The sequence below is a fragment of the Bilophila wadsworthia ATCC 49260 genome (assembly GCF_000701705.1).
GTDB classification, from domain to species: Bacteria; Desulfobacterota; Desulfovibrionia; order Desulfovibrionales; family Desulfovibrionaceae; genus Bilophila; species Bilophila wadsworthia.
Window position 1 is genome coordinate 1 of sequence record NZ_JNJP01000020.1, and the last position, 24,478, is coordinate 24,478.

20 protein-coding genes are annotated in these 24,478 nt (G+C 60.1%); 12 read left to right on the forward strand and 8 right to left on the reverse strand.

The genetic code is table 11. The features are described from left to right. The first annotated feature begins 306 nt into the window (after positions 1 to 306). Positions 307 to 1,413: an alpha/beta hydrolase family protein gene (locus T370_RS0108975; RefSeq protein WP_029435526.1), complete on the forward strand. Its 1,107-nt coding sequence runs from the start codon at positions 307 to 309 to the stop codon at positions 1,411 to 1,413. A 195-nt stretch (positions 1,414 to 1,608) separates the two neighbouring features. Here the strand turns inward: T370_RS0108975 and fusA are convergent, their stop codons facing one another. The 3 genes from fusA to rpsL all read right to left on the reverse strand — a co-directional run bounded on the left by fusA (position 1,609) and on the right by rpsL (position 4,763). Continuing rightward, entirely contained in the window at positions 1,609 to 3,687 is a 2,079-nt protein-coding gene (gene fusA / locus T370_RS0108980) for an elongation factor G (protein ID WP_005027857.1), read from the reverse strand. 12 nt (positions 3,688 to 3,699) lie between these two features. Continuing rightward, entirely contained in the window at positions 3,700 to 4,170 is a 471-nt protein-coding gene (gene rpsG / locus T370_RS0108985) for a 30S ribosomal protein S7 (protein ID WP_005027858.1), read from the reverse strand. Between the two features lie 218 nt (positions 4,171 to 4,388). Further along, positions 4,389 to 4,763, reverse strand: coding sequence for a 30S ribosomal protein S12 (rpsL, locus tag T370_RS0108990; protein WP_005027859.1), 375 nt, complete (start codon positions 4,761 to 4,763; stop codon positions 4,389 to 4,391). Between the two features lie 489 nt (positions 4,764 to 5,252). Here rpsL and T370_RS0108995 point away from each other — a divergent pair, with 489 nt between their 5' ends. Further along, positions 5,253 to 6,434, forward strand: coding sequence for an iron-containing alcohol dehydrogenase (locus T370_RS0108995; RefSeq protein ID WP_005027860.1), 1,182 nt, complete (start codon positions 5,253 to 5,255; stop codon positions 6,432 to 6,434). A gap of 377 nt (positions 6,435 to 6,811) precedes the next feature. On the opposite strand, the gene T370_RS0109005 is transcribed toward T370_RS0108995, so the two are convergent. The 4 genes from T370_RS0109005 to T370_RS0109020 all read right to left on the reverse strand — a co-directional run bounded on the left by T370_RS0109005 (position 6,812) and on the right by T370_RS0109020 (position 10,995). Beyond that, a complete protein-coding gene (locus T370_RS0109005; protein WP_016360606.1) occupies positions 6,812 to 7,648 on the reverse strand; it encodes a hemolysin family protein in 837 nt (278 codons plus the stop codon). Positions 7,649 to 7,863: 215 nt separating this feature from the next. Beyond that, the gene (locus T370_RS0109010) at positions 7,864 to 8,979 is read right to left on the reverse strand and encodes an ABC transporter permease (protein WP_005027862.1); all 1,116 of its coding nucleotides are present in this window, start codon (positions 8,977 to 8,979) and stop codon (positions 7,864 to 7,866) included. A 100-nt stretch (positions 8,980 to 9,079) separates the two neighbouring features. Then, positions 9,080 to 10,246 (reverse strand): ABC transporter permease, encoded by a 1,167-nt coding sequence (locus T370_RS0109015; protein WP_029435527.1) that lies wholly within the window; start codon positions 10,244 to 10,246, stop codon positions 9,080 to 9,082. Next, on the reverse strand, positions 10,243 to 10,995 hold the full coding sequence (locus T370_RS0109020) for an ABC transporter ATP-binding protein (RefSeq protein WP_232281229.1): 753 nt from the start codon (positions 10,993 to 10,995) through the stop codon (positions 10,243 to 10,245). Before T370_RS0109020 ends, T370_RS0109015 begins: the two co-directional genes overlap by 4 nt. 262 nt (positions 10,996 to 11,257) lie before the next feature. On the opposite strand from T370_RS0109020, the gene T370_RS0109025 reads away from it, so the two are divergent. The 10 genes from T370_RS0109025 (at position 11,258) to cydB (ending at position 23,620) form a co-directional block, all read left to right on the forward strand. Beyond that, positions 11,258 to 11,890: a phosphoribosylanthranilate isomerase gene (locus T370_RS0109025; RefSeq protein WP_029435529.1), complete on the forward strand. Its 633-nt coding sequence runs from the start codon at positions 11,258 to 11,260 to the stop codon at positions 11,888 to 11,890. Positions 11,891 to 11,892: 2 nt separating this feature from the next. Next, positions 11,893 to 13,065, forward strand: coding sequence for a tryptophan synthase subunit beta (gene trpB / locus T370_RS0109030; RefSeq protein WP_005029648.1), 1,173 nt, complete (start codon positions 11,893 to 11,895; stop codon positions 13,063 to 13,065). Between the two features lie 188 nt (positions 13,066 to 13,253). Further along, entirely contained in the window at positions 13,254 to 14,024 is a 771-nt protein-coding gene (gene trpA, locus T370_RS0109035; RefSeq protein WP_029435530.1) for a tryptophan synthase subunit alpha, read from the forward strand. 226 nt (positions 14,025 to 14,250) lie between these two features. Beyond that, positions 14,251 to 17,316 (forward strand): hypothetical protein, encoded by a 3,066-nt coding sequence (locus T370_RS0109040; RefSeq protein WP_005029644.1) that lies wholly within the window; start codon positions 14,251 to 14,253, stop codon positions 17,314 to 17,316. A gap of 488 nt (positions 17,317 to 17,804) precedes the next feature. Continuing rightward, positions 17,805 to 18,737, forward strand: a complete 933-nt coding sequence (locus T370_RS0109050) for a DNA polymerase III subunit delta (protein ID WP_005029641.1) — start codon at positions 17,805 to 17,807, stop codon at positions 18,735 to 18,737. A gap of 272 nt (positions 18,738 to 19,009) precedes the next feature. Continuing rightward, on the forward strand, positions 19,010 to 19,393 hold the full coding sequence (locus T370_RS0109055) for a desulfoferrodoxin (RefSeq protein WP_005029639.1): 384 nt from the start codon (positions 19,010 to 19,012) through the stop codon (positions 19,391 to 19,393). 120 nt (positions 19,394 to 19,513) lie between these two features. Further along, the gene (gene rd, locus T370_RS0109060; RefSeq protein WP_005029637.1) at positions 19,514 to 19,672 is read left to right on the forward strand and encodes a rubredoxin; all 159 of its coding nucleotides are present in this window, start codon (positions 19,514 to 19,516) and stop codon (positions 19,670 to 19,672) included. A gap of 104 nt (positions 19,673 to 19,776) precedes the next feature. Next, the gene (locus T370_RS0109065; protein ID WP_005029635.1) at positions 19,777 to 20,979 is read left to right on the forward strand and encodes an FprA family A-type flavoprotein; all 1,203 of its coding nucleotides are present in this window, start codon (positions 19,777 to 19,779) and stop codon (positions 20,977 to 20,979) included. 257 nt (positions 20,980 to 21,236) lie between these two features. Beyond that, on the forward strand, positions 21,237 to 22,556 hold the full coding sequence (locus tag T370_RS0109075; protein WP_005029633.1) for a cytochrome ubiquinol oxidase subunit I: 1,320 nt from the start codon (positions 21,237 to 21,239) through the stop codon (positions 22,554 to 22,556). A 35-nt stretch (positions 22,557 to 22,591) separates the two neighbouring features. Further along, a complete protein-coding gene (gene cydB, locus T370_RS0109080) occupies positions 22,592 to 23,620 on the forward strand; it encodes a cytochrome d ubiquinol oxidase subunit II (protein ID WP_029435532.1) in 1,029 nt (342 codons plus the stop codon). A 251-nt stretch (positions 23,621 to 23,871) separates the two neighbouring features. On the opposite strand, the gene T370_RS0109085 is transcribed toward cydB, so the two are convergent. Beyond that, a complete protein-coding gene (locus T370_RS0109085) occupies positions 23,872 to 24,309 on the reverse strand; it encodes a DMT family transporter (protein ID WP_029435533.1) in 438 nt (145 codons plus the stop codon). Positions 24,310 to 24,478: the final 169 nt, after the last annotated feature.

Genomic DNA, 24,478 nt, shown 5'->3' on the forward strand with positions numbered 1-24,478 from the left:
CTCCCCAAACCCCACCCCCTCCACTTCAAAGACTTTCGTGTTTATCCAATCCCTGTTTCCAGCGTTCCCCAAGGCGGATTACCGTTTGAAGCAGCATACAGGTCAAAGATGGAATACTCTGGACCGGGCCGACCCGTACTGATGAAAAGGCGAGCCGCCCGTTCCCCCTGCCACCTTCTCCGCAATTCCCTTTTCTCATCATTCACGGTAGGGTGCCAAAACGCAACGGGGGACTTTCGCCCCGCCCTTCCCGACAAACCTCAAAGGGAACCGCGTTCCCTTTCCTCAGCAGATACCGGAGCCATCGTGACGCGCCGTTTTCTCTTTTTCCTGCTCGCGTTCCTCATACTGACCTGCACGGCGTATGCAGCGCCTCTTCAACCGGGCTTTAAAACCCTCGGCATCTGGGATCCAGCCAAAAACGTGCGTCTGGACTTCGCCGTCTGGTACCCCAGCCGTTCCGCGCCCTTTCAGGTCAATTACGGAGACTGGAACTTCTCCGCCGCACGCGGCAGGCCTCCCGTGGAAGGAAAACACCCTCTCATCCTGCTCTCCCATGACAGCGCGGGCTCACGCTTTTCCCTGCATGAACTGGCATCGGAACTCGCCCGCAACGGCTTTGTCGTCCTGGCCTTCACGCATCCCGGCGACAATGTGGACGACATGGGAGCCCTTTTCATGCCCGTGCAGGTGACCGACCGGGCCAAGCAGCTCACACAGGCACTGGACATCGCCCTAGCCGATCCCGAGACGGTACCGCTCATCGATCCCGATCGCATCGGCGTCCTTGGCGTCGGCCCCGGAGGCACGGCAGCCATGCTCATCGCCGGAGCGCGGCTGGACGCGACCGGTTGGCCCATCTACTGCGCCGGAAAGGAAGAAAACGCCGATCCATACTGCACGCCGTGGGCACGGCAGCGCATGGGGGCTTTTTCCACCACTCCCAACCTTTCCGCACCCTACCGCGACAGGCGTGTCCGCGCCGCAGCCGCCGTTTCCCCTTCCTATGCCATGATGTTCACTCCCGCCAGCCTGTCCCGCATCCGGATTCCCTTTCTGCTGCTTCGTGCCGAGAGGACGCCTCTCTATACCCTTCAGCACGCGGAACGCCTCCTGAGCGCCATGCCCCAGCCTCCGCAGCTTGGCGTATTGCCCGATGCGGATACAGCCAGCCTGATGTCATCCTGCGGCGGCAATCTGGATCAGACGCTTCCTGAAATGTGCCTTGCCGTCTCCCCTTCGCGCCGGAAGGCCGTACAGGCAAAAATGGCCGCCGAATCCGCCGCCTTCTTCCTCAAATACCTCGGAACCCCCAACCCTCCACCGCTTCCTCCTGAACCCGAGGACAATCCCCAAATCACATCACATCCCGCCACGCCGGAAAAGAACGCGGCCCGCAAGAAGAAGCGGTAGAGATTCGGAGATGGACAAAAAACAAGTGCGGCCGTTGCCTCTGAAAAGGGAACGGCTGCCGAGTGAAAAGCGGTCTTTGAAAACAAACACCCCGGACGGAAACCGTCCGGGGTGTTTGTTTTCAAAGACCGCGCCGAGGGGGGCAAAGGGGGCATGATGCCCCCTTGCCGCCGGAGGCGCATCTTATCGTATGGTTTAGTTCGCAGCCTTCTTGCTGACTTCTTCAGCGATAGCCGCAGGCACCTTTTCGTAGTGGTGGAACTGCATCGTGAAGGTCGCGCGGCCCTGCGTACGGGAACGCAGGTCCGTGGCGTAGCCGAACATTTCGGACAGCGGAACCTGAGCGCGGACAACCTGAGCGCCGGCGCGGGCTTCCATGGACTGCACGCGACCACGACGACCGTTGAGGTCGCCCATCACGTCGCCAAGGTAATCATCGGGGGTCACCACTTCCACGTCCATGTAGGGTTCGAGGAGAGCGGGGGTCGCCTTGTTCATGGCGTCCTTGATGGCCATCGAACCGGCCACATAGAAGGCCTGTTCGGAGGAGTCGACTTCGTGGTAGGAACCGAAGACCAGAGTGACCTTCACGTCCACAACCGGGAAGCCGGCGAGCACACCGGACTTCAGGGCGTCCTGAATACCCTTGTCGATGGAAGGAATGTATTCCTTCGGAATCACGCCGCCGGTGATCGCGTTGACGAACTCGTAACCCTTTTCCGGGTTGGGCTCGACTTCGATCACGCAGTGACCGTACTGGCCGCGGCCACCGGACTGCTTGGCGTACTTCAGGTCGGACTTGCTGGGCTTCGTGATCGTTTCGCGGTAGGCAACCTGAGGCTTGCCGACGTTGGCGTTCACGTTGAACTCGCGGACCAGACGGTCAACGATGATGTCCAGATGCAGTTCGCCCATGCCCGCGATGAGGGTCTGGCCGGTCTCTTCGTTGCCCTTCACGCGGAAGGACGGGTCTTCCTTCGCCAGCTTGTTGAGCGCGGCGGAGAGAGCGTCACGGTCGGTCTTCGTCTTGGGTTCGATGGCGACTTCGATGACCGGTTCCGGAATATCGAGGGATTCGAGCACCACGGGGCGCTTTTCGTCGCAGATCGTGTCGCCGGTGGAGGCAAGCTTCATGCCCACGAGGGCCACGATGTCGCCGGCGCCGGCGGACTTGATGTCCTCACGCTTGTTGGCGTGCATACGGAGCAGGCGGCCAAGGCGCTCCTTCTTGCCGGTGTTGGCGTTGTACAACGTGGAGCCGGCTTCGATCACGCCCGAGTAGATACGGAAGAAGGCCAAGTGGCCCACGAAGGGGTCGGAAGCCAGCTTGAACACGAGACCGGCGAGCGGTTCCTTGTCCGAGCTGGGGCAGACGATTTCTTCTTCCGGCTTGTCGGGGTTGTGGCCCACCATCTGATCGATATCGAGAGGAGAAGGCAGGTAGTTCACAACGGCGTCGAGCAGCGGCTGCACGCCGATGTTACGGAACGCGGTACCGCACAGGACGGGCACGATGCTCTGACGGATGGTACCCTTGCGGATACAGGAATTGATTTCCTCGACGGTCAGTTCATGGCCTTCGAGGTACTTTTCCATCAATTCTTCATCTTCTTCCGCCACGGTATCCAGCAGCTCAAGGCGCTTTTCTTCGTAGAGATCCTTGAGATCCTCAGGGACTTCACCATAGGTGATCTGAAGGCCCTTGGATTCTTTTTCGAAGCGGACGGAGCGGCCATTGATGAGGTCGACAACGCCGTCGAACTTGTCTTCAGAACCGATCGGGATCTGGAGGCAGACGGGCTTCGCCTTCAGGCGGTCGCGGATCATGTCCACGCTGCGGAAGAAGTTGGCGCCGATGCGGTCCATCTTGTTGATGAAGCAGATACGGGGCACGCCGTAACGGTTGGCCTGGCGCCACACGGTTTCGGACTGGGGTTCCACGCCGGCGACGGCGTCGAACACGGCCACGGCACCGTCGAGCACGCGCAGGGAACGTTCCACTTCGATGGTGAAGTCAACGTGGCCGGGGGTGTCGATGATGTTGATCTGGTGATCAAGCCAGAAACAAGTCGTCGCGGCGGAAGTGATGGTGATACCGCGTTCCTGCTCCTGCGCCATCCAGTCCATCGTAGCGCCGCCCTCGTGGGTTTCGCCGATTTTGTGGTTTTCGCCGGTGTAGTACAGGATACGTTCGGTCGTCGTGGTCTTACCGGCATCGATGTGAGCCATGATGCCGATGTTCCGCATTTTTTCGATAGGTGCTAAACGAGACATGTTTCTCCCCGACTACCAGCGGTAATGCGCGAAAGCCTTGTTGGCTTCGGCCATGCGGTGGGTGTCTTCCTTTTTCTTCACGGCGCCGCCGCGGCTGTTGAAGGCATCCAGAAGCTCGGCGGCGAGCTTGTTGGACATGCCTTTTTCACCGCGGGAACGGGCGTAGGTGATCAACCAACGGATGGAAAGGGAGACCTGGCGGTCAGGACGCACTTCCATGGGCACCTGATAGGTGGCGCCGCCCACGCGGCGGGCCTTGACTTCGAGGTGGGGCTTCACGTTTTCGAGAGCCTTTTCGAAGGCGCGCAGCGCTTCTTCGCCGGTCTTTTCGGCGAGGACTTCAAGAGCGCCATAGAAAATCTTTTCGGCAGCGCCCTTCTTGCCGTCGTACATGAGACGGTTCACGAAACGGGCGGCCAAGCGGCTGCCATAAATCGGATCAGGCAGAACTTCCCTTCTGGGGATAGGACCTTTACGGGGCATGAAAATTCTCCGGGTAACGCGGACGCGTTACGTCAGGGGTTGCAGTGCTATGCGGTTTCCCGAGGCGGGGGCCGCCCGGGCTGCCTTGGTGTGTTCCCACTGCGCCCCTCCCGTTGCGGGGGGGCATGGACGCGCACCCATGGCATGACACTGTGATGCGAAAATTCGCAAAGACGGCGGATGTGCCGTCAGACCTCTTGCCGGGAAAGCTTTGCGGCTTAGGACTTCGGACGCTTGGCGCCGTACTTGGAACGACGCTGGCGGCGATCCTGCACACCGGAGGTATCCAGAGTACCACGGACGATGTGGTAACGGACACCGGGAAGGTCTTTTACACGGCCGCCGCGAATCATGACGACGGAGTGTTCCTGAAGGTTGTGGCCTTCACCGGGGATGTACGCGGTGACTTCGAGGCCGTTGGTGAGACGCACACGGGCGACCTTACGCAGAGCCGAGTTCGGCTTCTTCGGGGTCGTCGTGTACACGCGGGTGCACACGCCGCGGCGCTGGGGGCAAGCCTGCAGGGCCGGGGTCTTTTTGTGCTTCACAACCTTCTTCCGCGCGACGCGGATAAGCTGGTTGATAGTTGGCATCTGTTTTCCTCCATAGGAGTGGGTAAATGTTCCGAAAGGAGTCACTCCTACAATGGATATTTTTTGTTGTCAAGCCCATTTGCAAATCGGCGGGACCCTTCCAGCCCCTCTCGGGGCGGAAAAGCCCGTCCCCCGGCTTCCCTCTCTCCGGCACCGGATAGGCGTCATGACTATCCATTTGAGCAATTCGCTTTATTTCATTGCCGATCACAAATCATTTCTGAACATGTTTGTTCAATCAACAAATTGAATGAATGCCCAATCTATTTCTATGTGAAAAAATATTTTATCTTTCGTGAGAAAAAGCACCTTTTACATGCAAAAAAAATCTTTTTTCACATGTAGTGTATTTTACAAAAGGCTATTGACCTGTTTTTTGAAACATCATACGTTGCCAAAAAAGAGATAAGAAGGTCTCTATATTTTCTCTGTTTCTACTTTTCTTCTTGCCTTGTTTATGCCCATCTATAAACAGTGGAGGATACCACAATGGCTATTGTTGAAAAAGTTGACGGCTTCTTTATTCCCAACGTTACGCTTATTGGTGTAGGCGCCGCAAAAGCTATCCCCGAGCGTATCGTTTATTTGAATGCCACGAAGCCGCTGCTTGTCACGGACAAAGGTATCGTCCACACCGGCATCCTGAAACAGATTACGGATATCCTCGACGAAGCGGCGATGGAATACGCCATCTATGATGAGACGGTTCCGAACCCCACCGACCTCAATGTCGCCGCCGGCGTCGAACTGTACAAGAAAGAAGAATGCGACAGCCTCATCTCCATCGGCGGCGGTTCTTCCCATGACTGCTGTAAGGGCATCGGCCTCGTCGTTTCCAACGGCGGCAAGATCCACGATTACGAAGGCGTGGACAAGTCCACCAAAGCCATGCCCCCCTACCTCGCCGTGAACACCACCGCGGGTACGGCCTCCGAAATCACCCGTTTCTGCATCATCACCGACAGCGCCCGCAAAGTGAAAATGGCCATCGTCGACTGGCGCATCACCCCGAGCGTCGCCATCAACGACCCCATCCTGATGGTGGGTATGCCCCCGGCCCTGACCGCCGCCACCGGTATGGACGCGCTCACCCACGCGGTTGAAGCGTACGTCTCCACCGGCGCTACCCCGCTGACCGACGCCTGTGCCGAAAAGGCCATCAAGCTGGTTTCCGAAAACCTGCGCCGCGCCGTCGCCAACGGCAGCGACATCCACGCCCGTGAAGGCATGTGCTACGCCCAGTACCTTGCCGGTATGGCCTTCAACAACGCCAGCCTCGGGCACGTGCACGCCATGGCCCACCAGCTCGGCGGCTTCTACAACCTGCCCCACGGCGAATGCAACGCCATCCTCCTGCCCATCGTGGAAGAGTACAATCTGCTCGCCCATTTGGACAAATTCATCAACATCGCCAGGATGATGGATGAAAACATAGACGGCCTTTCCAAACGCGACGCCGCCGAACTGGCCATCTCCGCCATCCGCCGCCTGTCGCAGGATGTGGGCATCCCGGCCAGCATCACCGAGCTTGCCAAGCGGTACGGCAAGGAAGTCAGCCGCAGCGATATCCCGACGATGGTCGCCAACGCCCAGAAGGACGCCTGCGGGCTCACCAACCCCCGCAAGATGACCGACGCCGCTGTCCAGCAGCTGTATGAAATCGCGTTTTAAATGAAGTGAATATAGCGGGGGAGGGCGCTTTTTGAAAAAAGCGCCCCCCCCCCGAGCCCCACCCGCAAAAACTTCGACTGGTGGGGAGGCAGCGCGGCAGAAGTTCCGTTGTGTGGAAAGAAAAGAACGAGCCGCTCATTGCTTCCTTTATATCTTTTTCTGTTGGAGAGGAGCGGCGGAATGCCATTCCTCAATTCACCCCTTCGAAATTTTCAGAGGAAAACTGTTCCAGAACTGCCCGGCGGCAACCTCCAACACCGGGCAGAGGACGCCGGTAACCGTCCGCAAGATGAAAAGGAAAAGGCCGGAACCCAACGCTGGGTTCCGGCCTTTTCCTGCATCGAAGGCTCCCCTTGCGGGGGAGCCTTCTCATCCGTCTATTCGGCGCCGTTCTCTTCCTGCGTGGCGGGTTCCACGATCACACGGCGGATTTGCTTGGCGTCGGCTTCGTCCACGATGAACCGCCAGCCGCCGCACTCGAAAATTTCTCCCTTCTCGGGAACATGCCCGGCTTCAAGGCACAGGTAGCCGCCGATGGTATCCACCTCGTCAGCCTCCAGATTGATGCCGAGTTCTTCCAGATCCTCAAGGTAGGCGCGGCCGGACAGCGCATAGCGCGAATCCCCGAGAGGATGGATATCCTCTTCCTTGGGCGCGTCGTGCTCGTCTTCGATGTCGCCCACGATCTCCTCAAGGATGTCCTCGATAGTGGCGAGGCCGGACGTTCCGCCATATTCGTCCACGGCAATAGCGATATGGTTCTTGCGGGACCGGAATTCCTGAAGCAGCTCGCTCACGATCTTGGTCTCGGGTACAAAAAAGGGCGAACGCATGATTTCGTCCACCGCAGTATGGTGCTTGGCCGGATCGACGAGGAGGCTGATGAGATCCTTGGCGTAGGCGATCCCGATGATGTTGTCGCGCGTATCCTTGTAGATGGGCAACCTGGAATGTCCGGTTTCCAGAATGCACTGCGCCACCTCGCTCACGGGTGCGCCCGTAGGCATACAGTCGAAATCAGTTCGCGGGGTCATGATGTCCTGCACCTGTACATCGTCAAGGCGCAGGATGCTCAGGATCATGGAGCCTTCGGCGAGGTCCAGTTCCCCTTCGTCGCGGGCTTCCATGACGGCCTGCTCGATCGAGTCGCCCGAGCGGCCTCCGAACAGGTTGCAAACCCGATCCCACAAACTTTTGTCCGTACTTCGGTCCAAGCGTATCTCCTCAGGTAAAGGTGGAGGGACGACGGCGTTCCTGCCGGGCAGGGGCTGCGCCTGATCCCTGAGTGGAACTCACGTACACTATTCCATGCGTCTTTGCTACCGGCGGCGCGCCTCCCGGACGCCCTTCGCGGGGCCCCGGCAACGCCTTGCGCGACATGCTCTTTTCTTTATAGCCATTCCTGAATCGATACGCAACGTGTCGGGCCCTATGCCTTGCGCGTAAACATCCAGATCGCGCACAGCATGGATACCGCCGTGATCGCGGCGATCCGCGCGCTGCTGTCCAGTGCCGCACTCATGGTGATATCCTTGAGGAACAGCCCCTGAAGAATCACGATAAAATGCCGCAAGGGGTTAAGCTGGCTCAGATCCTGTAAGAACATCGGCATGTTGTTCACGGGCGTCATGAATCCCGAGAGCAGGATGCACGGCACGCCCACGGTGAAGCACCCCAAGAAAGCCTGCTGCTGCGTGGAGGCGAACGAGGACACCATAAGCCCGATGCTGCTCACCGAAAGCGAGAACAGCAGCATGGTCACGTACAGCACCGCCACAGACCCCACAAACGGCACCTTGAAGAACCCGATTATGGAGAAAAAGAAAATGGTCCCGTGCACAAGGCCGACCACGCAGCCGGGGATCAGCTTTCCGCAGGCGATCTCCACCGGGCTCGCGGGCGAGACGAGCATCTGGTCGAACGTGCCGAGCTCCCGTTCCCGCGCCACGGTCAGGCCGGTAATGATCATCCCCATCAAGAAGTTGATCGTGCCGATCAGGTTCGGCAGGATGAACCAGCGGAAATCGAGGTTCGGGTTGAACCAGTTCAGCTCCTCGACCTCGACGCGGGAAGGCTTGGCCTGCACGAAAGCGGGCGTCGCCGTTGCCAGCCCCTGTACGATCTGCTGGACATACTGCGTCAAAATCTGGGCGGTGTTGGATCGCCGCCCGTCCAGCAACAATTGCACTTCGGCGGGCACGCCCCGCTCCACTTTGGCGGAAAAGTCGTTCTGGAAGTGCATCACCACCAGCACGTCCTGACGGTTGATGGCTTCTTCGGCCTTCTTGAAATCGTCCTCGAACGTGATGTGCCTGAAGGTTGGCGAACCGCGCAGCCGGCTGATGACCTCCTGGCTCCAGTACCCCGAGTCTTCGTTGATCACCACCACGTCCACGTTCTTCACTTCCATCGTGGCCGCCCACGCAAAGATGAATATCTGGATGACCGGCGGAATCAGCACCATGAACCGGCTCTGCCGCGTGCCCATGAGCACTAGCAGCTCTTTCCGCGCAATCGCAAGGATACGGCGAAGCGTTCGCATCATAAAATAGACCTCCGGTAACAGGCGGCGCCCATTGCCCCTTCATTGGAGAAAGGCAAGAAGCTGGAGGGGCTCCCTTTTTCCGGAAACCCTCTCCCAAGGTTCACACATCCAACCGCTTCACCAGCTTCCTGTACGTGATGACCAAAAAGGCGGCGCCAAGCCCGAGCATAAAGGCCATGCGCGGAAGGAACACGGGCCAGATGTCCCCGGCAAGGAAGACCGTCTGAAGCGCCGTGTTGAAATGCCGCGCGGGGATGGCCAGCGTAAGGTATTGCAGCGCGTCGGGCATACTGTTGATGTCAAAAATGAACCCGGACAGGATGACGGCGGGCAGAAAGCCGGTGATCAGCCCGGTCTGGGCGGCAAGAAGCTGCTGCTTGGTGAGAATGGAAATGAGCAGCCCCTGCCCAAGCGCGGGCATGAGGAAGGTGCTCGACAAGACAAACAGGGCAAACACCGATCCGCGCAGGGGAACCTCAAACAGGAACACCCCGGCCAGCGCGCAGATGGTCATGGAAAACATGCCGAGGAAGTAATACGGGATAAGCTTTCCGAGCAGGATCTGCATCCGGGTCACGGGCGTGGCGAAAAGGGATTCCATCGTTCCCCGCTCGTACTCGCGGGCAATGACCAAGGCCGTGAGCATGGTCCCGATGAGCGTCATGACGATGGTGATGGAGCCGGGCACCAGATACCAGCGGCTCTTCGCCGCCGGGTTGAACCAGTAGCGCGGGGCCACGTCGACGGGCTGCTTCCGGATGGTCCCGCCGGGCGTGCGGGTCTGCTGCCAGTTGGCGATGACGCCTTGGCTGTAGCCGCGTATGAAGTTCGCCGTGTTGGGCTCGCCTCCCGACACGATCACCTGAATGGGGGCGACGGCCGCCTTGCCCTGCCCGCCAACGAGCAGCGCCTCAAAGTTGTAGGGAATGACGATGAAGCCCGAAATCACGCTGTCGCGCATCATACGCCCGGCTTCGGAACGCGACCGGGCCTGATGGACCCGGAAGTTCGGGGAGTGAGCGAAATTTTCCTGTAATTGCAGCCCGGACTGGCTGTTGCTTTCGTCGAGGATCACGATGTCCATGACCCCGGCGTCCAGCGTAATGCCGTAACCGAACAGCAGCAGGAAGATCATGGGCAGGATTGCCGCGACCAGATAAGAGGACGGATCACGGAGGATCTGCTTGCTCTCCTTGCCCATGAGCGCGAAAAGCTGCGCGAGCCACTGGAACACGGGCCGTGCCCGGCCCGGATCGGCATTGCTCATGCGTGACCTCCCTTGCGCTGCACTTCCTCAATATACGCGATGAACGCCTCTTCGAGCGTCATGTCCGCCGCACCGCCGTTTTTCGCCGCTCCGGGCGCTTTGCCCTTGAGCTCGTCGGGCGTGCCCCGCGCAATGATGCCGCCCTGAAACACCAGCGCGATTTCGTCGCAATATTCGGCCTCTTCCATAAAGTGGGTCGTGACGAGCACCGCCACGCCGTTCTGGGTCATGGCGTTGATGTGCTTCCAGAATTCCCGGCGCGTCCGGGGGTCGACGCCCGATGTCGGTTCGTCGAGGAACAGCACGGGCGGCTCGTGCAGCGTGGCGCAGGCCATGGCAAGCCGCTGCTTCTGCCCGAGCGGCAGATTGAACGCCCGGACGTCCCGGAACGTTTCCAGATCCAGCGCCTCGACAAGCTGTTCGATACGCGGCTTCACCCTGCCCCGTTCCAGCCCGTACAGATCCGCCATGAGCCGCATGTTCTGCTGCACGGTCAGTTCGCCGTAGAGGGAAAATTTCTGCGCCATGTAGCCGAGTTTGGCCCGTGCGGCCCCGCCAGCGGTGAGCAGGTTCATGCCCGCGACGAAGCATTCGCCCTCGGTGGGGCGGGACAGGCCGCACAGCATCCTGAACGTCGTGGACTTCCCCGCCCCGTTGGGGCCAAGCAGCCCGAAGATACGCCCCGGCTGCACCTCGAACGTGATGTCGTGCGCCGCGACGAATGTTCCGAACTTCTTGGTCAGGCTCACGGCGCGGATCACAGGCTGTGCGGCGGGAGCGGGGTGCGGGGTGGAACCGCCGGGGGAAGGGAGGAGAAACTTTTCTGGAGAAAAGCTTTCTCCTCCCTTCCCCCAGCCCCCCATCCCTCCTCTTCCAAAGACTTTTGTATTTATCGAATCCCTGTTTGAGGGAGTACGGATTATCTGAGCTTTCAAGAGGGATTGGCGGGCAGGATAGAAAGAATTGGGTTCTTCCGTCCCGTTTTCACCAATATTTTCCAGTGGAGCCACAGTGAACGACTTGATCATCAAAATCTGCGGGATGCGCGAACAGGCGGATCTGAACTGCGCCGCCGCGCTCGGAGTGGACCTCTGCGGGTTCATCTTCGCCCCGCAAAGCCCCCGCGCGGTGACGCCGGAACAGGCCGCCGCGCTGGACAGCGGGGATATGCTCCGCGTGGGCGTGTTCGTGACCGACGACATGCGTTTCATCGAGGAAACCGCCCGCGCCGCTCGGCTGGATCGCATCCAGCTGCACGGAGATCAGTCGATGACCTGCGCGAATCGCCTGAGCCGCACGCTCGGGGCCGAACGTCTCATCAGGGTACTGTGGCCCGAGCGTTATCCCGATCTGGCGGCACTGGAAGAAACCATGAACCGGCACGCGGCATCAACCGGAATGTTCCTGCTTGACGCGGGGATGTCCGGAGGCGGCAGCGGAAAACGGATCGGCTCCGAACGGCTGCGCGGCCTGAACGCTCCCCGCCCCTGGCTGCTGGCCGGCGGGCTCACTCCTGAAAATGTCAAAGAAACCGTCGCGGCCTGTGTCCCTGGCGGAGTGGATTTCAATTCCGGTCTCGAATCCGAACCCGGACGCAAGGACCCTTCACGTATGCGGGCCGCATTAACGGCTCTGAGAGGATAGTCATGAAAAAAGGTTACTTCGGAGAATTCGGCGGGTGTTTCGTTCCTGAACTGCTCATGCCTCCGCTCCAGGAACTGGAAGAGGCCATGCGGGACATCATGCCCTCCCCCACCTTCAAGGAGGAGCTGGACGATCTGCTCCGCAACTTCGCGGGACGGGAAACGCCCCTAACCTACTGCCCCACTCTGTCCAAACGGCTCGGCTTCTCTTTGTGGCTGAAACGCGAGGATCTGCTGCACACCGGCGCGCACAAGGTCAACAACACGCTCGGGCAGGCGCTGCTCGCCAAGCATATGGGCAAAACGGCGCTGGTCGCGGAAACCGGCGCGGGCCAGCACGGCGTGGCGACAGCCGCTGCCGCCGCCCGTCTGGGGCTTGAATGCATCGTTTTCATGGGTGCCGAGGACGTGGAACGCCAGTCCTCCAACGTGCGGCGCATGAAGCTGCTCGGCGCTGAAGTCCGGCCCGTCCAGAGCGGCACACGGACGCTCAAGGACGCCATCAACGAGGCCCTGCGTTACTGGATCGCCGCGCAGGAGACCACACACTATTGTTTCGGTACGGCGGCGGGCCCGCACCCCTTCCCCACGCTGGTCCGGAATCTTCAGAGCGTCATCGGGCGCGAAACCCGTGCCCAGATGCTGGAGAAAACCGGGCGGCTTCCCGATGTGGTCGTTGCGGCCGTGGGCGGCGGCTCCAATGCCATCGGCATGTTCCACCCGTTCGTGGATGACGCATCCGTACGCATCATCGGCGTTGAGGCGGCCGGTACCGGCGAACCGGGATGCTACAATTCCGCGCCGATCAACCTCGGCACGCCCGGCGTCCTGCACGGCCAGATGACCATGCTCCTCCAGACCAAAGACGGACAGATCGAACCTTCGCATTCCGTTTCCGCCGGGCTCGACTATCCAGGTGTCGGCCCGGAGCACGCCTATCTGAGTGCCATTGGGCGCGTCCACTACGGGCTCGCCAACGACGCCGAAGCGCTCGACGCCTTCCAGACCCTCTGCCGCACCGAAGGCATCCTTCCCGCGCTGGAATCCTCCCATGCACTGGCGTGGGTACTCCGGCACCACGGCGAGCTTCCCGCAGGAGGGCATGTCGTCGTCAACCTCTCGGGGCGCGGCGACAAGGACATGGACATCGTGGAGCAACATCTGCATATCTCATGATAGCGATGTATCGAGGAATTGAAATATAAAAAATAATTTCAAATAGATACTTAAAATACAAAATGCCGAAGACACATATCCCCACCCCAAAAACCAAGGGGGACCGGGGGGAATTATTCCCCCCGGACAGGGGGTCAAGGGGGGCGGTAGCCACCCTTGCCGCCGGAGGCATAACGAGGAGAACCATCATGACTTTTCTTGAACAGAAAATACGGGATGCGCACACAGCCGGACGCACGGCGCTCATTCCCTTCGTCACCGCAGGCTTCCCCACGCTCGACACGTTCTGGGGCATCATTGAAGAACTGGACGCCAACGGCGCGGACGTGATCGAAATCGGCGTGCCGTTCTCCGATCCCGTGGCCGACGGCCCGGTCGTGGAGGACGCTTCCCGCCGCGCGCTAGAACAGGGCGTCAGCCTGAACTGGATCATGGACGGCCTCAAGCAGCGCGCCGGGAACTTCAAGGCGGGCATCGTGCTCATGGGCTACCTCAATCCGTTCCTCCAGTACGGGCTGGAACGCTTCGCCGCCGATGCCACACAAGCGGGCGTCTCCGGCTGCATCGTGCCGGATCTGCCGCTTGACGAAAGCGCCCCTGTCCGAACCACGCTGAAAGCGCACGGCATCGATCTGATCGCGCTGGTCGGCCAGAACACATCGGAAGAAAGGATGCGCGAATACGCCGCCGTTTCGGAAGGCTACGTGTACGTCGTCTCCGTCCTCGGCACGACCGGGGCGCGCACGGGACTGCCGCCGCAAGTGGAAGAGACGCTGCGCCGGGCGCGGAAAGCCTTCAACCTGCCGCTGGCTCTGGGCTTCGGTTTGCAGCACCCGGACCAGCTTGCCGCCATTCCCGCCGACATCCGGCCCGACGCCGCCGTGTTCGGCAGCGCCCTCTTGAAACATCTCGACAAAGGCAACACCGCCAAGGCGTTCCTTGAGGTGTGGACCAGGTAGGCACAAGCAAAAAAGGCGCTTCAGAATCCCCGCCGGTGGAAGTCCATCCGGCGGGGATTTTTGCTGCCACACTTTCTTTTTTCCCTATACGGCGTAAAAAAAGTGCTAGCCCCGCCCTCTCCGCAGGGGGGCCGTTGACGCTTGTTCTTTTTTTGACTAGAAGGGACGTTTCACCCTTTGAATCATTTCTCTTGTTATTTCCCCTTTTTCGCCTTCAGGATTGCCCATGCTCGGAACACTTTTTTTCGACAAGCAGGATCGTGAACTCCTGCGTATGATCAACGAAACGATCGATCACGGCCCCTCGCAGGACCTTGAGCACAAGGTCTTTGACGCCAATCTTCATCCGCATGGCATCCTGGAACTGACGACGACCCACGAGTACAGGATGGCCCACGCGGTCATCAACCTGCTCGGCAACCTCGAAGCCGGCGGCGCTCCGGACCGGCTCATGGCCCTGCGCATCCTCCGCGACGAGGTGCTGCACAGCGCCCGCACGCCCTTCCGGTACAATACGGGCCGCGTCCTCATCCAGATCATGAAGGAGATCATCCGGTCTCGCCAGGATGAGCTGACGCAGCTCAAGCTCGTACACGATTTCAGGAAGGTCACGTCCGGGAACCCCCGCCTCGTGCGCCAGTTCCTGAACACATACCATCTGCTGGAAATGCCCGAGGAGTGGAACCAGCTTACCGTGGACCACCACGTCCACGACGCCAACACCAAGGGCCGCAAAAACGCGACGCACCTGATCATGGACGCATGGATCAAGGGCATCCGGTATATCACCGTCGTCTATTACAACTACGTTGAGCCAGCCGCCGCGCGCGAACTGCTGCAAGCCGCCGAGATTATGGGCGTCGACGTCCGCATCGGCCTGGAGTTCCGCACGCCTTTCCGGGATCGCTTCGTCTGTTTCGTCTGGGCCCCGCGCGGCTTCTCCGATCCCGAGGCGTTTTTGTCCTTCCTCGCCGAGCGGCCTATGGTCGCCCTCATGAACGAAGGGCGCAAGGCATCCCTCTGGATGCAGCGCCACGTCATGGATACGCTCCAGTTGTGGAACGCCAAGCACGCCCCGGCTCTGGCCGAGGAGCTCGAAATCCCCGTTCCGCTTCTTGAGCCCGAGGCGTTCCTTGCCTATGTGGGGACCGGGCAAACCTCGTTCCTCCATCTCGCCGAATACGCGCACAAGACGCTCCTCAAGCACCTTGTCCAGCGGGTCAAGGCATTGCAGGAGGAAGCCCTCACCGCCACCAGCGAACGCCAGAGCCAGATCGCACAGCTTATCCGGCGCATGGACATGCTCACGACCGAAGTAATCATGGAAACGTGGCTCAAGCCCGAACGCAATCCCGAGCTGCCCTCTCCCGACGTGCCGGACAACGCGCCGGACACGCCGGAACTGCTCAGGATGCCGCCCCATGTGCTGCTTGACTGGCTCTCCTGCCTGCGCAGCGGGTACCGCATCACGCTCCAGCTTGCGGAACTTACCGCCGAGGACGTGCTGGAACTGCTTTGGGACTGCCAGGGCATGATCACCCATCTGGAGCTGTTCAACCTCAAGGAATGGCAGGAAGGGCATCTCCGGCACCTCACCGCGATCAACGATCTCCAGATCGCCATCAACAAGGGCAGCGTCCTGCACCTCAAACAGATACTGCGGGGCATGATCCGTACGCTGGAAGCCTCGTCTTCCGAAAAGGACAAGGAACGCTGCGCCAAATTCCGTATCATCCTGCGCAACATCCCTTCGCTGCAGGCCCCGTACAAGGTCGCACCCCTGCGTATCCGCATCGGGACGGACTCCACGAGCCATTCGGGCGTGCGGCACGGCATGGGCCTTGCCATGCCCGAAACCCTTCCCCACGGCGCGCGCAGGCAGATCGCCCGGGGCAAGCAGTTCCGGCCCATTTACCTTCCGGTGTCGTTGTCGCTGGAATTCCGCGAAACCTACGCCGAACAGGAACGCTATTCGTCCTTCATGCGCTGGCTCGGTCCGCGCTTGCGCCGCATTTGGGGGTTCGGACATTTCGGGCTCCGCTGCACCAAGGAATGGCGGGCCATTTCCGGCATTACCCAGATCGGAGAGGAAGGCAACGTCATCACGATGGGCGGCATCGGCGGCGAGCTGAACAACGGCCTGCGCGCCGAGCGGACCGAAAAGACCCGCCCGCGCTGGCTCGGCTTCTCGCGCCTCAGCACGCCCATTTCCAATACGCTCAAAGTGCTCGCGGGATTCATCCCGGCACTGGTGACCTTCCTGTACACACAGGAATGGTGGGTGCTGGCGTGGTTCGGCGCGCCCCTGTGGTTCCTCATCACCGGCCTGCGCAACATTCCGCAGGCCATCCTCGGCGGAGGCGGCATGTGGAGCCGCTCCCTCCTGCGCTGGAACGATTATGTAAGCTGGACACGCGTTTGCGATTCCCTGCTATACACAGGGCTGTCCGTTCCCCTGCTGGAATACTTTATCCGCGTGCTGCTCTTGGAAGACGGGCTGGGGCTGACGGTCAAGGATCACCAGTTCCTTGTCTTCTCCATCATCGCCGGGGCGAACAGCATCTACATTTCGCTGCACAACATCTATCGTGGGTTCCCCAAGGAAGCCATCATCGGGAACCTCTTCCGAAGCTTGCTCGCCATCCCGGTTTCAGTGTTCTACAACGACGTGCTGGCCCTGTTCCTGCCGTTCTTCACGACGGCCGATCCCCTGTTGATCCTCGAACCCGGCGCGGCCATCATTTCCAAGACGGCGTCGGACACGGTGGCGGCCATCATCGAAGGCCTTGCCGACTGGCGCAACAATCGGCGGCTCCGGTACTGGGACTACGAAACCAAATTGCAGCGCCTGTTTGATTGTTATGCCAAGCTGGAGCTGGCCTTCCCGGATCAGGACATCCTTTCGCTGTTGTCCCGCCCCGAGGAATTTACCCGGCTTACCTCCACGGAAGCCCGCTCCCTGCAAGTGGAAAGCATCATCAATGCGCTGGATCTCATGTATTTCTGGCTGTATCAGCCTTGTGCACAGCAGACGCTGACCTCCATCCTTCGCACCATGACGCGCGAAGAACGGGTCATCGTGGCCCGGTCGCAAGGGATTTTGTCCCGCGTCCGGGAGGTCAGCCAGCTTTTCGTGGACGGCCTGCTCGGGCGCAATTTCGCCCGCGCCCTGTCCTTCTACCTGGATAGCTACGAAAACTATATCCTTACGCTCAACAAACGCTGCGCCGGATTCTCCAACGGCCATCGTCCGCTGCTCAGGCGCAGGCGGCATATATCGGATTGCCTTTAAAAAAGCAGGGAGATTGGGGGAAGGGAACGTTTCTGAAAAAGTGCCCCTTTCCCCAAAAACCTGCCAGCGCGGCTCCCACCTCTCTCCTCTGGCAATGACTTTTGTACTTGCCGGATCTCTGGAATTTTCTGGAGTGATACAGCCGAACGAACCGCTCCAGAGTCGAAAGGGCCTACCCGTATGGGAAAGCTTCTTGAAGGGAGCGTTCTCACAGGCTCGCCGGAGTCTCCCGCCTCCCTCCGGAACTTCAACCGACGGGGAAGGCATCCTGAGATCCCCGTATGAGGATTGCCGGGCGGGGAGCCGCGCCTGTCCTTTCCCCGCTGTTGAAAAGCAAAAAGAAGTTCTGTAACAGCTACGTCAAACGGGACACGCGGCTTTCCTCCGCCTCGGAACCCGCCGTTTGGTGCGGGGAAGGGGCGGCGGGAGGGCCTTTTCCCGTCGGCATCCGTTTCCCGTGACTTTTCTTTTTGACCAAAGGACGCACAGTGGCCGTAAAAACCACCCGCACAGCGACAGAAGAACAACTCCCCACCCGGGAGGAGGCGGAAGCCGCCTTTGCCCTCGCCCTTGACGCGCGGCAGGAGCGTGTGCGCGCAGCGCTCAACAAGCTGGCAAGCGATCCGCCGCAGGTTCTGATCCTCGAAGGCGGCAGCGTGGCCGAGCGCTTCAGCGTGGCCCTGTGGCACGCCGCCCGCCTCAACTGCCCGGAAGGGCGGCCGCCCTGCCTGCATTGCCCGGCCTGCCTCCAGATCGGCGCGAATTTGTTTCACGACCTGTATGTGCTGGACGGGCGCGAAGGCTCCATCAAGATCGAAACCGTCCGCGAACTGAGGACCATCCTCGGGGAAGCGCCGCGCGGCGACGGCAAGCGCGTCGTTATCCTCGCCGAAGCCCAGTCCCTCGGCGTGGAAGCCGCCAACGCGCTTCTGAAATCATTGGAGGAGCCCCGGCCCGGCGTTTGTTTCCTGCTCCTCGCCCCGCAGCGGGAGCGCCTCCTCCCCACGCTTGTCTCCCGTGGCTGGGTCGTCACGCTGGCGTGGCCCGAGGCCGGCACGCCTTCGACGCCGGAGCTGTTCCAGTGGGAAGAGGCGCTGGCGGAATTCATGGCCTCCGGGCAGGGGTGGCTCGACAAGACGTCCGGCAAGGGTGCCGTCGATGCGGCGCTGGCCCGCCGGATCGTGCTCTCCGTCCAGAAGGCACAGGCCGCTCTCCACGCCGGGCGGGATGGAGGGCCTCTTGGACGGCGTCTTGCCATCCTCCCCGAAGCAGGCCATCTCCATGTCAACGATCTGCTGGCGCAATGCCAGGAATCGCTGGACTATATGGTCAGCCCCCCGCTGGTCCTCAACTGGCTGGCCACGCGGCTGCACATCGTTTATCGTCACGCCCGGCTGCGCGGGCGGAAGCCAACCGCCTGACCCGACATGAGATTGACGCTATGAAGCGTTAGACTTGAGGCGCCTTTCAGGGGAAAACCGGGGAAGGCGCCCTTTTTTTGCTGGACAGTAAGTATAAAAAGAACTATTATCGTTTCACGAGTAGGGCATTCTGAGCCACGGAGCGATAGGCAAAACGAAGGGGAAACCGGATTCCCCATATCCATTTCTCATTGTCAAAAAACGGCTCCCGGTGTACTTCCCAGAAAGACAGGATCCTTATTCAGCCAACCATTGTCATAAGGAAGGTTCTCATGGCTAACCAGTTTGAAATCTATAAGTGTGAACTCTGCGGCAATGTCATCGAAGTGCTTTTCGCCGGCAGCGGCGGCCCGCTTTCCTGCTGTGGCCAGCCCATGAAACTTATGGCTGACAAGGCCATCGACGGCGCCAAGGAAAAGCATGTGCCCGTGATTGAAGCCAACGGCGCAGGCTGTAAGGTCAAGGTCGGATCCGCTCCTCACGTGATGGAAGAAACCCACTGGATCGAATGGATCGAAATCGCCACCGCCGACGGCAAGCGCTATAAGAAGTTCCTGAAGCCCGGCGACGCGCCCGAAGCCGATTTCTGCATCCCGGTGGACAAAGTTGTTTCCGCCCGCGAATACTGCAACCTCCACGGCCTGTGGAAGGCATAAGCACCTATAGACCACTTGACAACGGCGGCTCTTTTTGGCTGTAACAGTGCCGTCGGAGATGTTCCTTACACCTCTAACCCCGCAGGCAAGAGCAGCGCTTTCGCGGGCAGGAGATTAACGATGCAGAAATATGTTTGCAATGTGTGTGGCTATGAATATGATCCCGCCGCCGGCGACCCTGACAGCGGCATCGCCCCCGGCACCGCTTTTGAAGATCTGCCCGAAGATTGGGTCTGTCCCGTCTGCGGCGCTTCCAAGTCGGACTTTTCCGCTGCCTAAGATAGCGGCTCGTCTGAACGCGTAGAATAGGGGGTGTGACGGGCTTCGTCGCACCCCCATGTTTTTGTGCTCACCTCAAACATGCCTGAAAGGATTTTGTCACTATGAAACCCGTTGAACTGGCGAAAGATATTTTCTGGATCGGGGCCGTCGACTACAACAAGCGCAACTTCCACGGCTACAGCCGTTCCCCGCGCGGCACGACCTACAACAGCTATCTCGTCCGCGACGAGAAGAACGTCGTGTTCGACACGGTGGACAACGATTACGCCGGAACCATGTTCTGCCGCCTCGCCAAGCTGATACCGCTCGACAAGGTCGACTACATCGTCGTGAACCACACCGAAAAAGACCACGCCGGGGCCCTGTGTCAGCTCGTCGAGCGCTGCAAGCCCGAGAAGATCATCACGTCGACCATCGGCAAGCGTTTCATGGAAGCCCAGTTCGACACCACCGGCTGGCCCATCGAAGTGGTCAAGACCGGGGACGTCATCAACATCGGCAAGCGGAACATCCATTTCGTGGAAACCCGTATGCTGCACTGGCCCGACAGCATGGTTTCCTACATCCCCGAAGACAAGCTCCTTATCAGCAACGACGCCTTCGGCCAGAACATCGCCTCCTCCGAACGTTTTTCGGATCAGTACGACCGCTGCGTGCTGGAAAAGGCGATCAAGGAATACTACTACAATATCGTCCTGCCCTTCTCCCCGCAGGTCCTCAAGACGCTTGAGCTTGTGGCTGCCCTGAAGCTCGACATCGAAATGATCGCCCCCGACCACGGCCTCATCTGGCGCGGCAAGGACGACTGCAAGTACATCCTCGACACCTACCGCGCCCTTGCCGAACAGAAGCCGAAGCAGCGCGCCGTCATCGTCTACGACTCCATGTGGGGCTCCACCGGCATCATGGCCTCCGCCATCGCCTCCGGCCTTGAAGACGAAGGCGTGCCCGTCCGCATCATCGACATCCAGAAGAACCACCACAGCGACGTGATGACCGAACTCGCCGACTGCGGCGCGGTCATCGTGGGTTCCGCCACGCACAACAACAACGTACTGCCCGGCATCGCCGACGTGCTGACCTACATGAAGGGCCTCCGCCCCCTGAACCGCGTGGGCGCCGCGTTCGGCTCCTACGGCTGGTCCGGCGAATCGCCGAAGATCATTCAGGAATGGCTCGCATCCATGAACATGGATATGCCCGCCGACCCTGTGAAGTGCCTGTTTGTGCCCAAGCATGAAGGCCTGTCCCAGTGCGTCGCGCTCGGCAAGACCGTTGCCGAGGCCCTCAAGGCGAAGTGCTGATGTTCCGGGGGGAAGCCTTCGGGCTTTCCCCCGCCTCCCGTTCCGGCGGCGAAGGCAATGCGCGGGGCATCGCGCGGAAGCGTTCGTGAGCGAGAGGAGACGGGGCCGGACTGAGAAAGCCGCCTCCACGCGCCGTTTTAGGGAAGAATCCTTTCCGATGCGGCCTAATATCATATACTTTTCAAAGGAGCCTGAAGAGACTGGGCTCCGGCAATGATCCGGCTTCCGGCCGGAAACCAAAATCATGGGGGAATTCTATGGATGTTGTCATGCTGTCACGGTTGCAATTTGCCGTGACCGTCTTTTTCCACTTCATCTTTGTCCCGCTGACCCTCGGACTCGTGGTTCTTCTCGCCATCATGGAGACGCTCTACGTCCGCACGGGCAATGAAGTGTACAAAAGAATGGTCAAGTTTTGGGGAAAGCTGTTCCTCATCAACTTCGTCCTCGGCGTCGTGACCGGGATCACCCTCGAATTCCAGTTCGGGACCAACTGGTCTCGCTACTCGGAATATGTGGGCGACATCTTCGGCTCGCTGCTGGCCATCGAAGCCACGGCCGCCTTCTTCCTTGAGTCCACCTTCCTTGCGGTGTGGGCGTTCGGCTGGGAGCGCGTGAGCAAGAAGGTCCACCTGACCGCGATCTGGCTTGTGGCCATCGCCTCGAACCTGTCCGCCCTGTGGATCATCCTCGCCAACGGCTGGATGCAGAACCCCGTCGGCTACGTCATCAAGAACGGCCGCGCCGAGCTGTCCAGCTTCTTTGATGTCGTGACCAACCCCTTCGCATGGAGCCAGTATTTCCATACGATTTTCGCCGCATGGATGCTCGGCGGCTTCTTTGTGCTCGGCGTCTCCTCGTGGCACCTGCTCCGCAAGAACGAGCTGGATCTGTTCAAGCGTTCCGTGCGCATCGCCGCGCCCTTCACCCTGATCCTCGTCCTGCTGCTCGGCCTTCAGGGCCACCATCACGCGCAGATCGTCGCGGAAATGCAGCCCGCCAAGCTCGCCGCCATGGAATCCCACTGGGAAACCGGCACCCACGTCCCCATGTATCTCCTCACATGGCCTGATCAGGCCAACCGCACCAACAGCATTCAGGCCCTGCCCATCCCGAGCCTGCTGAGCCTGCTGGCCTTCAATTCCCCGAGCGCGGAAGTGAAGGGCCTCGACGCCTTCCCCGCCGACGACATTCCTCCAGTCCTTCCCACCTTCCTCTCCTTCCGCTTCATGGTAGCCTGTGCGGGCCTCTTCGTGCTGCTGGCCATCGCCGCGTGGTGGTGGAGAAAGGATCTCGAAAACCACCCCCTGCTCATGAAGGCGCTGATCTACGTGATCCCCCTGCCCTACCTCGGGATCATGGCCGGTTGGGCCGTGGCCGAAATAGGCCGCCAGCCGTGGATTGTTTATGGCCTCATGCGGACCTCCGACGCCGTGTCGCCGGTCCCGACGTCCTCTGTAGGGCTCTCGCTCGCGGCTTTCATCGTCATCTACACCTTCCTCGGCATTCTGGACATCTACCTGCTCCGCAAGTATGCCAAGAAGGGCCCGGAAGCCGCCCCTGAAGCGCAGGCCTAGCCCCGCCATCCCTACCCTAAGAGAGGATTACCAATATGCTTGAAACCACTTGGTTTGTTTTGTGGGGACTGCTCTGGGCGGTCTACTTTGTCCTGGACGGCTTCGACTTCGGCATGGGGACCCTGCTGCCTTTCCTCGCCAAGAACGATGAAGAAAAACGCATCATCTACAACGCTGCCGGCCCCTACTGGGACGGCAACGAAGTGTGGCTCATCACGGCCGGCGGCGTGACCTTCGCCGCCTTCCCCAAGGCCTACGCGGTGATGTTCAGCGCGCTCTACGCTCCGCTGCTCATCCTGCTCTTCGCCCTGATCTTCCGCGCGGTGTCCTTCGAGTTCCGCAACAAGAAGGATTGCCCCCAGTGGCGCAAGTTCTGGGACGCCTGCCAGTTCCTCGGCAACTTCCTGCCCGCGCTGCTGCTCGGCGTGGCCTTCGCCAACCTGTTCATGGGCATCCCGATCGACGGCAACGGCGTGTACCACGGCAACATCATCAAGCTTCTGAACCCCTACGGCCTCGCGGGCGGCATCTTCTTCGTGCTGATTTTCTGCATGCACGGCGCCCTCTGGCTGGCCCTCAAGTCCGAAGGCGACATCCATGAACGCGCCGTCGGCGCGGCGCAGGTGGTCTGGCCTCTGGTCCTCGCCGTGGCCCTGCTTTTCCTCGCCCTGACCGCGTTCTACACCAATCTGTACGCCAACTACGCCGAGCATCCCACGCTGCTCGTCTTCCCGATCCTCGCAGTGGCTTCCCTGCTCACCGTCCGGGTGATGATCTGGGCCGACAACCTGCTCGGCGCGTGGTTCTTCAGCGCGTTGTTCATCATTACCGTGACCTTCTTCGGCGTGCTCGGCATGTATCCCGGCATCATCATCTCCAGCATCGATCCCGCGTACAGCGTGACGGTCTTCAACGGCGCGTCCAGCCAGCTGACCCTCAAGATCATGCTTGGCGTAACCCTCTGCTGCATCCCCGTGGTCATCGCCTATCAGGCGTGGGTGTACTACACCTTCGCCCACAAGGTGACTCCCGAAAGCCTCCAGAAGGACGATCACGCGTATTAAGTTATGTGGGGGAAGGGAGAAAAGGAACCCTTCTGGAGAAGGGTTGCCTTCTCCCCTCCCCCACACCCCCTTCCCTCATCCTCCCAAGACTTTTGACTGGTGGGGAGGCGGCGCGGAGGGAGTCCCCGTTTCACTGCTCATAAAAATCGGAAAAGGCCGTTCGAAGCATTTCGAGCGGCCTTTCGTTTGGGCAAGAGAAAGAAAAGAAGTAAGGGGCAGAGATAGGATGAGGCAAATGATATTGAAAGAAATCAGCGTTTAAAAGCTATGAGGAGGCCAAGCAAGACCAGCAGGACGCCCAAGAAACGCCTCCACGTAAACAGCGTCACGGGAATGCCGAACCAACCGAAATGGTCAATGATGCAGCCCATGATCAGGTTTCCGAGGATCATGGCCATCAGGGTGGGCAGGACGCCGATATGGGGCACACAGAGAATCGTATTGAATACCACGGTCGCCCCGAGCAAACCGCCGACCAATTGCCACGCAGGAACGCCGAATACGCCGCCGACATGCCCTTTGCCGAAAAACAGCATGGCGATCCCAAGAACCAGCGTGCCGCCGAGGAACGAAAGGAAACTCCCCTCCAGTACGCCCACGGAGCGGCTCAGTTGCGCGTTGATCGGCGACTGGAGCCCGAACAGCAGCCCCGCCGCAATCATCATGCCCAAATAAAAAATCTTTTCCATAGCCAGCTCCACTGTGTCCTTTTTCCGCCAGCAGCCTGAAAGAACCTTCCTCCGCTCCCGCTTCTCCACCTTCTAAAAAAAGACCCTGCTCAACGCGCTCCCTCAATCAACAGGGAATGTCGTGAACAGGGATTCGATAACGTCGAAAGTCTTGGGAAGAGGAGGGATG

Bases quoted from the DNA above. Each gene is read 5' to 3' on its own strand.
- T370_RS0109065 (WP_005029635.1), top strand. From the start codon at position 19,777: ATGAAACCCGTTGAACTGGCGAAAGATATTTTCTGGATCGGGGCCGTC.
- T370_RS0108995 (WP_005027860.1), top strand. From the start codon at position 5,253: ATGGCTATTGTTGAAAAAGTTGACGGCTTCTTTATTCCCAACGTTACG.
- rpsG (WP_005027858.1), bottom strand. From the start codon at position 4,170: ATGCCCCGTAAAGGTCCTATCCCCAGAAGGGAAGTTCTGCCTGATCCG.
- T370_RS0109055 (WP_005029639.1), top strand. From the start codon at position 19,010: ATGGCTAACCAGTTTGAAATCTATAAGTGTGAACTCTGCGGCAATGTC.
- rpsL (WP_005027859.1), bottom strand. From the start codon at position 4,763: ATGCCAACTATCAACCAGCTTATCCGCGTCGCGCGGAAGAAGGTTGTG.
- trpA (WP_029435530.1), top strand. From the start codon at position 13,254: ATGACTTTTCTTGAACAGAAAATACGGGATGCGCACACAGCCGGACGC.
- T370_RS0109085 (WP_029435533.1), bottom strand. From the start codon at position 24,309: ATGGAAAAGATTTTTTATTTGGGCATGATGATTGCGGCGGGGCTGCTG.
- T370_RS0109040 (WP_005029644.1), top strand. From the start codon at position 14,251: ATGCTCGGAACACTTTTTTTCGACAAGCAGGATCGTGAACTCCTGCGT.
- T370_RS0109015 (WP_029435527.1), bottom strand. From the start codon at position 10,246: ATGAGCAATGCCGATCCGGGCCGGGCACGGCCCGTGTTCCAGTGGCTC.
- T370_RS0109075 (WP_005029633.1), top strand. From the start codon at position 21,237: ATGGATGTTGTCATGCTGTCACGGTTGCAATTTGCCGTGACCGTCTTT.
- trpB (WP_005029648.1), top strand. From the start codon at position 11,893: ATGAAAAAAGGTTACTTCGGAGAATTCGGCGGGTGTTTCGTTCCTGAA.
- T370_RS0109010 (WP_005027862.1), bottom strand. From the start codon at position 8,979: ATGATGCGAACGCTTCGCCGTATCCTTGCGATTGCGCGGAAAGAGCTG.
- fusA (WP_005027857.1), bottom strand. From the start codon at position 3,687: ATGTCTCGTTTAGCACCTATCGAAAAAATGCGGAACATCGGCATCATG.
- cydB (WP_029435532.1), top strand. From the start codon at position 22,592: ATGCTTGAAACCACTTGGTTTGTTTTGTGGGGACTGCTCTGGGCGGTC.
- rd (WP_005029637.1), top strand. From the start codon at position 19,514: ATGCAGAAATATGTTTGCAATGTGTGTGGCTATGAATATGATCCCGCC.